This window comes from Zwartia vadi (genome assembly GCF_030410375.1).
Lineage (GTDB): Bacteria > Pseudomonadota > Gammaproteobacteria > Burkholderiales > Burkholderiaceae_B > Zwartia > Zwartia vadi.
Map to the genome: position 1 here is coordinate 1 of NZ_JAUHHE010000009.1, position 11,600 is coordinate 11,600.

An 11,600-nucleotide genomic window follows, 5' to 3' on the forward strand; every position below is an offset into this window, starting at 1 on the left:
GACTCTTGGTATGCACTCAGCGGACGAATGTCGAGAGTGAGCGGTCCGATACGAACACAGGAGATGTTCTGGGGGCTTTCACAGGACCTCTGCGAGAGAGGTCCTTGCTCAATCACTCCACCGTCACACTCTTAGCCAAGTTTCGCGGCTTATCCACATCGGTCCCTCTCGAGCAAGCCGTGTGATAGGCCAACAACTGCAACGGCACGGTATGCAGAATGGGCGATAACAACCCGTAGTGCTCTGGCATCCGAATGACGTACAAACCCTCTCCGCTCACGAGCTTGGTATCGGTATCTGCAAACACATACAGCTCGCCCCCGCGGGCGCGCACCTCTTGAATGTTGGACTTGAGTTTTTCCAGGAGCGCATCATTCGGTGCGATCGTGACGACGGGCATTTGATCTGTTACGAGCGCCAGGGGGCCATGCTTGAGCTCTCCAGCTGGGTAAGCCTCCGCATGGATGTAGCTGATCTCTTTGAGCTTCAGCGCACCTTCCAGCGCAATCGGATAATGCATGCCGCGTCCGAGAAACAACGCATTTTCTTTTGTGGCAAAACGGTCGGCCCACGCCATGATCTGAGGTTCGAGCGCGAGCACCGCGCCAATCGCGACGGGCAAATGACGTAAAGCTTTGACGTGCTGTGCCTCTTGTTCTTCTGTCAAGTGTCCATGCACTTGCGCGAGTGCGAGGGTCAGCATAAACAGCGCCGTGAGCTGCGTCGTAAACGCTTTGGTTGACGCAACGCCGATCTCCACTCCCGCGCGAGTGATGTAGGCGAGCTTGCATTCTCTGACCATCGCACTCGTTGCGACGTTACAGATCGTCAGCGTCTGCTCCATCCCGAGACCACGTGCATGCTTTAAGGCCGCGAGGGTATCGGCTGTTTCACCAGACTGTGAAATCGTGACAACAAGCGTCTTGGGATTGGGTACGCTGTCCCTGTAGCGGTACTCGCTCGCAATTTCAACCGAGACAGGAATTTTCGCAACAGACTCAATCCAGTATTTCGCCGTCGATCCAGCGTAATAACTTGTGCCGCATGCCAGGATCAACACACGATCGATGTCTTTGAAAATTTTGTAGGCCTGATCACCAAACAATTCGGGAGTGATGGACTCGACATCCTCCAAAGTATCCGCAACAGCGCGGGGCTGCTCGAAAATTTCCTTTTGCATGTAATGACGATAGGGGCCGAGTTCTGCAGCACCCGTATGCACGTGTACGGTATTGATTGTGCGCTCAACCGATTTACCTGTCTGATCCATGATCCAGACATTGCCTAATTGCAAATCAGCGACATCACCATCTTCGAGATAAATGATTTGATCCGTCGTGCCAGCCAAAGCCAGAGCATCCGAGGCCAAAAAGTTTTCACCCTTGCCGCGTCCGATCACAAGCGGCGATCCTTGACGAGCGGCAACGATACGATGAGGCTCATCACGACAAAAGACTGCGATCGCATAGGCGCCATGCAATCTGCGAACAGTCTGTTGCACGGCTTCGAGCAAATCACCGGCGTAAAGATGTCGCACCAGATGCGCAATCACTTCGGTGTCTGTCTGACTTTCAAAAACGTAACCGACTGCTTGCAGCTCTGCGCGCAACTCTTCGTGATTTTCAATGATGCCGTTGTGTACGAGCGCAATACTTGCCTCTTCTTTGCCCACAGAGGAAAAGTGCGGATGCGCGTTACGTGTCACCGGTGCCCCGTGTGTGGCCCAACGCGTGTGCGCAATGCCCGTGAAGCCGGCGATATGATTGTGTGCGATATCGGCAGCCAGCTCCGCTACACGCTGAGTACTGCGTGCCCGTCGCAAACCACCGTTGTCGTATACGGCGACGCCGCAGGAGTCATAGCCACGATATTCGAGACGCTTGAGACCTTCGACCAAAATAGGGGTGATGTCGCGTGACGCGACGGCTCCAACGATGCCGCACATAGACTTTCTCCTGATAAGCCTCTATTGTGCCCAATTTGGTAAGAAATATTATTTTACTTTTATAACTTAAATGAAATTAATGGCATACTTGTTTAACTGATGAAATATAATTTCATAAATGAAGCGATAATATAGGACCTTTCTGCTAAATGATGGCTATCGAAACCTTAGACGACCTCGATCGACGTATTCTCGATCAACTTCAATGCGATGCAAGCCTGACGAATCAATTGCTTGCCGAACGGGTGCATGCATCACCGCCTACTTGCTTGCGCAGAGTTCGGCGACTCACCGCATCGGGCATCATTGCCAAACAAGTCGCGATTCTTGATCCCTCCAAACTTGGCAACTCGCTCACAGCGATTATTGAAGTCACACTCGATAATCAATCAGCAGAGCAGTTGCAGCGCTTCGAACAAGCGATGCAAAACGAAATGTCGATTTTGCAATGCTATCGCGTCTCGACAGGACCAGACTTCGTGCTGATTGCGCAGGTGACCGATATGCCCGCTTATCATGCGCTGGTGCATCGCGCACTCACAGCTGAAGCAAACGTGCGAAATGTGAGGACATTTTTTTCAGTCCATCGAAGCAAATTCGACACGCGTATTGTGCTTGATAAATTTTAATAACGATCGGGCACCACATTTCACTTTATTGGCACCTTCATTTTTACTGGTTTAGAATGATTTCACCGATCAAATACTTTGGGTGATGAATATGCTGTCCTTGCAACATCCTTCAAATTGGCGTGCCGCTGATCTGCATCATGATCAAGGCTGGATTTTTAGCGTTGACGAGCCAACACGCGATGAAATGATCAAGACCATTGTGGAAATCGCCGACCCCAATAAAACGCTGTTCGATTATCGGCGTGAAGATTTTGCATGGAGTCATACGACCAAAATCCTTGAATCCGCTCTACAAGAGGTTAAAAACCGCAGGGGGATTGCATTGATCAAGGGCTTGCCAAGACAGGCGTTGACAGCGCACCAGTTTGAAATTCTGACTTGGGGTTTGGGATTGCATTCTGGCGTGCCTCGCCCTCAGGGTAAAGAGACGCAATATATTTCAGCCGTTCGTGATGCTGGCATGTCTTATCGTACCGGAACTGGTAGAGGCTACTCATCGAATGCGGATCTCGATTTTCATACTGATTCCTCCGACATTATTTTCCTAAGTTGTTTCAACAAAGCGTTGTCTGGTGGAAAAACGATCATAAGCAGTTCTATGGCAGGACATGATGTGATGGCTCGCGAGTACCCCAACCAACTCAAATGGCTCTATGAGCCTATCGCCTTTAGTCGTCAAGGTGAGCAAGCGCCCGATGAAGGGCCTTATGTCATGCAGCCTGTTTTCTCCGAATGCCGTGGCAAGTGGTTTGGGCGTTGGAACTGGAACCGCGTGCGTAGTGCCCAACAAATAGAAGGTGTACCCAAGCTATCCCCTGAACACTACGCTGCGCTCGAGCAGTTTGATCAGGTGATGCGTCGTCCCGATATCGCATTCGAGATGTGGCTCGAGCCTGGCGATGTTCAAATCATCAACAGCCATGTCACATTGCACTCGCGTACAGAATTCATGGATCATGATGATCCGGATCAAAAAAGACTTCTATACCGCCTCTGGATTGCTCCGCCTGATAGCGATCAACTACCCGAGTGCTGGCGGGATCTTTACCGTAATTGTGAGTCTGGAACAATCAGGGGCGGCATACGTGGATTTAAACATGACGCCAACTGCATTGCTTTTGAATCACGCCAAGCTAAAGAATGTGGCATGCGCGCCTAACGCCGCACTCATACATTAAGATTCTTTCCAATTCAGAATATCGCTTTTGTCCAACCGGGCATGTGTCATATATAGAAACATGCCCGTTGAGGAGCGTGCCGAACGCCGAACGGTTATGCGCTCCAATTATTCAGCGATTCTCCATTCGCTTTCAGGCCGGATTTCCATTTGTTCAGCCACCAACTGTATTGATGCGGCCATTCCGAGAATGAATCATTCACACCCATCTGTTCTGCAGCTTGATGCGGCCAGAAGGGATTGAAAAGTGCCTGGCGACCGATAGCAATCAAGTCCGCAAATTTTTGCTGCAATAACTCTTCGGCTAGCTGGGGTGTCCTGATGAGTCCAACCGCTTCAGTTTGAATGTCGACCTCCGCTTTAATTCGACGAGCAAATTCGGCCTGATAGCCAGGCTCACGCTTCAAATTAGAATTAGTCGCTCCGGCTACAAGATTGCCGCCCGACGAGCAGTCAATCACATCGACACCTATTTTTTTCAAATGACGCGAAAGCTCAATACTGTCCTCGATTTCCCAGCCTCCTTCGATCCAGTCGACAGCTGAAATTCGAACAAAGAGAGGAATCCCTTGAGGCAGCACCTCTCTGACGCCTCGAGCCACCTCAAGAGGAAAGCGCATCCTATTTTCCAGACTGCCGCCATATGCATCGGTTCGCTTGTTCGCAAGCGGAGACAGGAAACTTTGCAAAAGGTATCCATGTGCCATGTGAATTTCAATGATCTCGAAACCAACATCCACAGCGCGTTTCGCTGCATCCTTGAACGCAACCGTTAATGATTCAATTTCGTTGGCGTCCAAAGCGTGAGGCTTGAGCCAACCTTCGGCAAACGGCGTGCTTGACGGGCCAACTGGAGTCCATGTTTCATCCCCGTTATCTATATTTTGTTGAGTTAAGGGCCCGTTGCCTTCCCATGCCCGTTGCGTACTTGATTTGCGTCCCCCATGCGCGATTTGCAATGCTGGTGTTGAACCTTGGGATTTGACAAAGGTCACGAGAGACCTCATTGCATCCGCATGCGCATCGGACCAGATACCCAGACAGCCGTTAGTTATTCTTCCATCACGTACAACAGAAGCCTGCTCTACGAAGACAATACCTGCACCACCCATTGCGAACTTGGCGTAGTGATGCGCATGAAAATCGTTAAAAAAACCATCCTCGGCACAGTACATGGCCATCGGAGAAATTACTATTCTGTTGCGTAACGTTACTGCCCGAATGTTAAGCGGTGTAAACAAGAGAGGCTTCTGTGCAGACATTATTTCTTATTCCTTACATACTGTCAGATTTAAATCAGTTAAGACTCAAGGAAAAACGATGACCGACTTTCCAGTCGCTTGTTGATCAAACAAACGATAAGCCTCGTCTACTTGGCTAAGATCCCAGCGATTGGTGAATAGTCTCTCAACGTCGACTCGATGCTTGGATACGAACAACGCGCAATCTTGCTGCCAGGCTTTCGAAAAGGTCCATGAGCCGAAAACGCGCAGCTGTTTCCGAATCAAATGGTCGGTGACATTCATCGTCACCTTGCCTCCCATACCAACAAATGCGACCTTGCCCCAAGCGCCTGCGCAGCGCAAAGCATCCAGCCCGCCTTTATCAGACCCAGATGTTTCCACCACATATGGCGCGCCTTTTCCTTGCGTCAATTCGCGCACTGCTTCCCAAGGATCGACTGCACTCGATTGAATCGTAAAGGCAGCACCTAAATTTTTCGCATCAACAAGCCTGTCGGGATGAATGTCTACCGCGATCACTTCACCGCCCATGGCAACAACAAACTGCGTGACGGCTTGCCCGACCGGGCCTTGTCCGATCACCACGACTGTTGACGAGTTCGCATAGCTCATTTTTTTCAATGCGCCCCAAGCGGTTCCGCTTCCACAAGAAATCGCCGCACCGACTTCAAAAGACAAGTCGTCGGGAAGCTCTATCAGCGTGTCTGCAGGCACTTTTAAATATCGCGCATGACCACCGTGGGCCGTCAGTCCATAACTCGCTTCTTTTTCAGGGCACATGTGTGTCCATCCTGTCGTGCAGTCCGAGCAGCATCCGCAGCCTTTGTAGTGATGCACCATGACTCTTGACCCGATACGAGCGACATGCGATGTGACAGCACTCCCCTTCGCCACCACGACTCCACATGGCTCATGTCCAGCGATGATCGGCCCAGGTGGCAACTTACCCGCGAACGTTCCGCGATAGTTCTTTAGATCACTTCCACATATCCCCGAGGCTTTCATTTCAACGACGACGTCATTTGGTCCGGGGCTGGGATCCGGAAATTGCAATAACTCTACGGTCTGATTACCTGGAAAAACAGCTCCTAACATGCTCGTCTCACTCCATTTAAAACTTATGTTTTGTTCAGTTTTGAAAATTTACCAAAGAGGGAGTTTGCTCTCGCTTCGGTATTCGAATGTAAGTTGTCGCCCTTTTGGTCAGATCAATCTAGGGTAAACACCTAAGTACAAGATTTCACATAAGAGTATAGGATTCAATTGCATACAAATGAATCCAAAAAAATAATTATTTAATCTTTTTTATCCTGGAGCAGACAAAATCATGAAATCACGCATTTTTGCCAAAGGGCTTTCGGCGTTGGTCTTGGCCGCTGCGGCCCCCCTTGCACTTGCGCAAGAAATTCCAAGCCAGACATGGCGCTGGGCCCATTTCGCCCCTCCCGCGTGGGGATCTGCTCAAGCTGAAATACTTTACGCCAAACAAATTGAAGAAAAAACGAACGGCAGAATCAAATTCCAATTTTTTTGGTCTGGTTCCTTGTTTGGGTTTGGCGAATTATTCGGCGCAGCAAAAAAGAATGCAGTGAATATCGCTAGTATCGTTCCAACCTATCACCCTTCGGAATGGCCCATGGTAGGTTTATCAAACAGTTTGCCCATGGTTTGGGACGATGCTCCAACCGCCATGAAAGTACAAGAATATTTGTTCAAAAATAATGACGCTATCAAGCGCGAATTGAAAAAGAACGAACTGACACCGATTCTTTTGCATGGCTTACCACCCTATCGCCTACAGTGCACGACGCCTATTCGCACACTCGCGGACCTGAAAGGTAAACGCATCCGTACCTTTGGCGACTGGCCCCCATACATCATGGAAAAACTGGGGGCGGTTCCAGTCAATATTCCGCTGGGTCAAATTTACGAAGGTCTACAGAAAGGAACGCTTGATTGCGGCTACAACCCGATCGAGAATGCGGGCTTCCTGAAGCTTTCAGAGGTCGCCAAGTACTGGAGTGACATTGATTTTGGAGCGATTGCCGCATACTCCACCTTCATGAACACCTCTCGCTACGAAAAGCTGCCGCAAAACGTGAAGAAAATCATGGATGAAGCGGCAATCGTTGCGATGAAATTTGAAATGGACAATTTCGAAAAACTAGAGAAACAAGGGATCGAGGCTGCCCAAAAAGCGGGAGTGACAATCGTCAAATTTGAGGATCAGGCAAAACTCAAAGCGATGTTCCCGGACATGCTGCAGGTATGGGAAGACGCAATGTGCAAAAAAGGAATGTGCGATGACGCCAAGAGCGTTGTAGCAGATGTCCGAAAAGCAACAGCCGCTGCCAAAAAGTAGATTCTAAATGAACCAACCTGCTCCAACTTCCAATCAGCTTTACAGGATGTTGGACAGAGTCTCAGCAACCATGGTCACAGCGGCCATGGTTGTCTCGGGTGCCTCTGTCGCAACGATCATAGCTGTGAACTCAATCGACACGCTCGGACGCGCGCTTTTCAACAAACCAATGATGGGCGCTGTGGAAATCACTGAACTCTTTCTTGCCATGTGCATCATTTTGGCGATCCCATATGCGCAAAGGAAATTAGCGCACATCGAAATCGACATGTTCACGCAACGCTGTAGCGCGAGATTAAAGAAGTTCTTATTATTTATTTCGATCGTACTGACCGTCCTCGTATTTTTTATGCTGATGGTCCAGTCATATGAAAGTGCCAAGGAAGCGATCGCAACCTTTGAGACTTCCGCGGGATATCTCAGCGTGCCTGTATGGATCGGCAAGATTTCTGTCACGATTGGATTTGCTATCGCACTGCTGGAATCACTCACACAATTGTTCGCTTTATTTATTTTTGGTCGTTTAACCATCGCTGAATCCGAGCAAGTCGCACACTAGAGCCTCATGGAACAACTCATTCTCGCTATCACCTGCTTGGCAGGTATGCTTTTCCTTTTGTGTCTCGGAGTGCCTGTCGCGATTGCGATGATCACTGCATCCTTTATCGGACTAACGCTAAGTGCGGGCATGGACTTCGCACTGACAAATTTCATGACACTTCCTTATGCCGCGGCGAGTTCCTTCAATTTCGCTGCCATCCCAACTTTTGTTGCGATGGGAATAATTTTCGGTAAATCAGGGTTGGCGGCATCTCTTTTCAAAGCCGCCGATATATGGCTGGCGAAAGTACGCGGCGGCCTGTATATGGCCGTTGTTATTGCCTCCGCCGCATTTGGTGCGATCAACGGTTCAACTATCGTCGGGGCAGCGCTTTTTACCAAAATCGCATTGCCTGAAATGATCAAGCTGGGCTATGACCGCGCAACGTCGGCAGGTTGTATTGTCGGAGCGGGAACTTTCTCGGCAATGATCCCGCCCTCGATTACGATGGTGCTGTATGGATTACTGACGAACGAATCGATAGGAAGAATTCTTGTTGCCGGGATCCTGCCTGGCATCCTGACAGCGGTCGTTTATCTGGCAGGGATTTTTGTCATGATTCGCGTCAAACAACACTGGGCCCCGCCTGTGACGCGATCATTTAGTAATAAAGAAAAAATCCAAAGCCTCGTCACGCTATTACCAGTCGCCCTCGTTTTCATCATTATTGTCGGTGGCATATACGCTGGATTAGTCGCGCCCGCATCAGCAGGCGCTATTGGTGCCCTGAGCGCTCTGATCATTGCATTAGCGATGCGTAAGTTCAAATTCCTGGACTTTACAGACTCAATGAAAGAAACTGCGTCGACCACTGCAGTCTTGTTCTTTATCGTAATTGGAGGATTGGCATTTTCCAGGCTGCTATTAGTGACGGGTACTGTTGATGCGTTGCTAGACATCATCAAGTCAAATGACATCCCGCCCTGGGTCATCATGTCAGTCATCATCCTTGTATATATAGTCTTGGGTTGCGTGATGGACTCCATTTCAATGATGGTGATGACCGTTCCAATCGTTCATCCTATTGTTGTTGGCCTTGGTTTTGATCCGATTTGGTTTGCGATCATTATGGTCAAGCTTATCGAACTCTCCGTCATCACACCTCCGGTCGGCCTGAACCTTTATGCGGTTCAATCTTCCTCCGATGGTCTTGTCACCACCAGTCAAGTGTTCAGAGGCGTCACGCCTTTCATCATCCTTGAGCTCATTGTCCTGGGTATTCTTTTCCTGGTACCTGATCTAGTCACAGTACTACCAAATTTAATGATCAACTAAACCACCTAACAAGGTCGAATGATGGATGTCGTCGCACAAGCAGAGCCGGTTTTTGAAATATACGCATTAAGATACGCCACGAGCCAACATCGCAAGCGCTATCACAATTGCAACTTTTGTGAAAATCCCGATATCCACGAGTCCAAGATGCCAATGGATTTTTTTGTGTGGGTGATAAAAAATGAAGAGCGCGTCATTCTTATCGATACAGGTTCTCGGGACTGGAAGTGCAATGACCGTGGACATCAATTTATTCGCTGTCCAATTGAGTCCCTGAGCGCTCTGAATATTCAACCTGAAGACGTTGATGATGTAGTCATCACACACATGCACTGGGATCATGCCGGCAATATCGACAAACTCCCTCGCGCGCGCATACACATCCAACTCGAGGAAATGAGAAATGCCACGGGTCCGGATATGTCGATCAAAGCGCTCAATAATTTCTTTCTGGTCGATGATGTCTGCACCGTTATCAAGCGCTTGTATGCGGGCGCCGTGGTTTATCACCACCCTGGGGCTGAACACATCACTGATGGGGTTTCTCTGCATTCTGTAGGCGGTCATACGCCAGGCATGCAAATCGTTCGTGTCAGAACCCGACGGGGCTGGGTCGTCCTTGCTTCGGACGCTTCGCATTTCTATCTGAACTATCAGCAAAAAAATCCCTTTCCAGTATTTTTTAACCTGCATGACACCATCAAGGCCTGGGAGACCTGTGAACAATTAGCAGACAGTCCCGATCACGTGATTCCCGGTCATGATCCTCTTGTCCTTCAAAAATATCCTGTCGCCAGCTCGCCACTCGGTAATGAAGTCGTACGGCTGGATCTGCCCCCACTTAAATAGTCACGCATATTCAGAATATCCGGTAACAAAAGGAATCACCTCATGAAATATGAATTATTCATCAATGGCGAATGGGTTAAAGATGCCAATCAAGAATATTTCCCTGCGATCAATCCTTACACACAAGAGACATGGGCACACATTCCACAGGCGAGTGACACACAAGTCACCCGGGCAATTGATTGCGCGCGTGCGGCCTTTGAAGGTGTCTGGTCCAAAACCTCTGGATCCGAGCGAGCAAGACTTCTGAACAAACTTGCTGAATTACTCGAGGCCGACGCGGCCCGGATGGGAGTGCTAGAAAGCACAGACAATGGAAAGGTGATCCGGGAAACAAGCAGTCAAATGCTGTTCGCAGCCCGCCAGTACCGATTTTTCGCTGGAAGCGCCGACAAGCTTTGGGGGAAAGTCATCCCGCTCGATCAACCAGATATTCTCGACTATGCCACGAGAGAGCCCTTAGGAGTCTCCGTGTTGATTACCGCATGGAATTCTCCCATGGGTTTGCTTTCCAATAAGCTCGCCCCCGCTATTGCCGCAGGTAACTGTGTGGTCATCAAGCCTTCCGAACATGCTTCAGCCACTACGCTCGAATTTGCAAAATTCGTCGAAAAAGCAGGCTTTCCAAAAGGCGTCATTAATGTCGTCACAGGAGACATGCGCGTTGGCAAAGCGCTGACCAGTTCAGGTCGCGTTGACCGCGTCAGCTTCACAGGAAGTCCGAACGTGGGTCGCGAAATTGCGGCGCAATGCGGTCGACAACTGGTGCCTGTGACTCTCGAGCTAGGTGGCAAGTCGCCAAATATTATTTTTGAAGATGCGGACCTGGACAAAGCAGTCGTTGGTGCTTTCGCAGGGATATTTGCAGCAACTGGTCAAACGTGCATAGCCGGATCACGCCTATTGGTTCAAAAGTCGGTATACGAAAGGATCGTCAACACTCTGGTCGAAAAATCGGCACATATCGTGCTCGGTGATCCAATCGATCAAAAAACCGAAATGGGTACGCTAGCCAATGAACCTCAATTTAACCGCGTCATGAGATGCATCGAAAACGGTGTCAAAGAAGGCGCTCGACTCGTTGCCGGTGGTAAACGCGCAACAGGCCCGACACTCGGTAAGGGGTTGTTTGTTGAGCCGACGATTTTTCGAGACGTCGACAACTCGATGGAGTTGGCGCAAGAAGAGATTTTTGGTCCCGTGCTTTCCGTGATTCCGTTTGACAACGAAGAAGACGCCATATCGATTGGAAACGACACTAAGTACGGTCTTGCCGCCGGAATTTGGACCTCCGATCTTAATCGCGCCATGCGTGTCTCCAAAGCTATACGCGCAGGGAGCATTTGGGTAAATACCTACAGGGCCGTAGCTGTGCAGGCACCATTCGGCGGATTCAAGGACAGCGGATTTGGACGCGAGAGAAGTGAATGGGCGCTCGATGAATTTCTAGCGCCAAAGAACATCATGATTGACTATTCCAACATGGCGAGAGATCCATTCGCCATTAAAACTTGA

10 protein-coding genes are annotated in these 11,600 nt (G+C 49.5%); 7 read left to right on the plus strand and 3 right to left on the minus strand.

Features of this window, described 5'->3' with window-relative positions; genetic code table 11:
- Positions 1–112: 112 nt before the first annotated feature.
- Positions 113–1,945: a glutamine--fructose-6-phosphate transaminase (isomerizing) gene (gene glmS / locus QWY27_RS08985; RefSeq protein ID WP_290196862.1), complete on the minus strand. Its 1,833-nt coding sequence runs from the start codon at positions 1,943–1,945 to the stop codon at positions 113–115.
- 149 nt (positions 1,946–2,094) lie between these two features.
- On the opposite strand from glmS, the gene QWY27_RS08990 reads away from it, so the two are divergent.
- Entirely contained in the window at positions 2,095–2,574 is a 480-nt protein-coding gene (locus QWY27_RS08990; protein ID WP_290196864.1) for an Lrp/AsnC family transcriptional regulator, read from the plus strand.
- A gap of 91 nt (positions 2,575–2,665) precedes the next feature.
- Entirely contained in the window at positions 2,666–3,736 is a 1,071-nt protein-coding gene (locus QWY27_RS08995; protein WP_290196866.1) for a TauD/TfdA family dioxygenase, read from the plus strand.
- 113 nt (positions 3,737–3,849) lie between these two features.
- On the opposite strand, the gene QWY27_RS09000 is transcribed toward QWY27_RS08995, so the two are convergent.
- Together QWY27_RS09000 and QWY27_RS09005 are read right to left on the minus strand one after the other, a co-directional pair.
- Positions 3,850–5,016 (minus strand): NADH:flavin oxidoreductase/NADH oxidase, encoded by a 1,167-nt coding sequence (locus QWY27_RS09000; protein ID WP_290196868.1) that lies wholly within the window; start codon positions 5,014–5,016, stop codon positions 3,850–3,852.
- A gap of 45 nt (positions 5,017–5,061) precedes the next feature.
- Positions 5,062–6,093 (minus strand): zinc-dependent alcohol dehydrogenase family protein, encoded by a 1,032-nt coding sequence (locus QWY27_RS09005; protein WP_290196870.1) that lies wholly within the window; start codon positions 6,091–6,093, stop codon positions 5,062–5,064.
- Positions 6,094–6,325: 232 nt separating this feature from the next.
- Here QWY27_RS09005 and QWY27_RS09010 point away from each other — a divergent pair, with 232 nt between their 5' ends.
- Genes QWY27_RS09010 through QWY27_RS09030 form a run of 5 tightly spaced genes read left to right on the plus strand, consistent with a single transcriptional unit; the run spans position 6,326 to position 11,600 of the window.
- Positions 6,326–7,360, plus strand: a complete 1,035-nt coding sequence (locus tag QWY27_RS09010; protein WP_290196872.1) for a C4-dicarboxylate TRAP transporter substrate-binding protein — start codon at positions 6,326–6,328, stop codon at positions 7,358–7,360.
- A 7-nt stretch (positions 7,361–7,367) separates the two neighbouring features.
- Entirely contained in the window at positions 7,368–7,919 is a 552-nt protein-coding gene (locus QWY27_RS09015) for a TRAP transporter small permease (RefSeq protein WP_290196874.1), read from the plus strand.
- Positions 7,920–7,925: 6 nt separating this feature from the next.
- Positions 7,926–9,236, plus strand: a complete 1,311-nt coding sequence (locus QWY27_RS09020; RefSeq protein ID WP_290196875.1) for a TRAP transporter large permease — start codon at positions 7,926–7,928, stop codon at positions 9,234–9,236.
- Positions 9,237–9,254: 18 nt separating this feature from the next.
- Positions 9,255–10,085 (plus strand): N-acyl homoserine lactonase family protein, encoded by an 831-nt coding sequence (locus tag QWY27_RS09025; protein ID WP_290196877.1) that lies wholly within the window; start codon positions 9,255–9,257, stop codon positions 10,083–10,085.
- Positions 10,086–10,127: 42 nt separating this feature from the next.
- Complete coding sequence (locus QWY27_RS09030; RefSeq protein WP_290196879.1) at positions 10,128–11,600, plus strand: aldehyde dehydrogenase; 1,473 nt, start codon at positions 10,128–10,130, stop codon at positions 11,598–11,600.

Coding starts and splice junctions, on each gene's coding strand:
- glmS (WP_290196862.1), bottom strand. CDS start 1,945: ATGTGCGGCATCGTTGGAGCCGTCGCGTCACGCGACATCACCCCTATT.
- QWY27_RS08990 (WP_290196864.1), top strand. CDS start 2,095: ATGATGGCTATCGAAACCTTAGACGACCTCGATCGACGTATTCTCGAT.
- QWY27_RS08995 (WP_290196866.1), top strand. CDS start 2,666: ATGCTGTCCTTGCAACATCCTTCAAATTGGCGTGCCGCTGATCTGCAT.
- QWY27_RS09000 (WP_290196868.1), bottom strand. CDS start 5,016: ATGTCTGCACAGAAGCCTCTCTTGTTTACACCGCTTAACATTCGGGCA.
- QWY27_RS09005 (WP_290196870.1), bottom strand. CDS start 6,093: ATGTTAGGAGCTGTTTTTCCAGGTAATCAGACCGTAGAGTTATTGCAA.
- QWY27_RS09010 (WP_290196872.1), top strand. CDS start 6,326: ATGAAATCACGCATTTTTGCCAAAGGGCTTTCGGCGTTGGTCTTGGCC.
- QWY27_RS09015 (WP_290196874.1), top strand. CDS start 7,368: ATGAACCAACCTGCTCCAACTTCCAATCAGCTTTACAGGATGTTGGAC.
- QWY27_RS09020 (WP_290196875.1), top strand. CDS start 7,926: ATGGAACAACTCATTCTCGCTATCACCTGCTTGGCAGGTATGCTTTTC.
- QWY27_RS09025 (WP_290196877.1), top strand. CDS start 9,255: ATGATGGATGTCGTCGCACAAGCAGAGCCGGTTTTTGAAATATACGCA.
- QWY27_RS09030 (WP_290196879.1), top strand. CDS start 10,128: ATGAAATATGAATTATTCATCAATGGCGAATGGGTTAAAGATGCCAAT.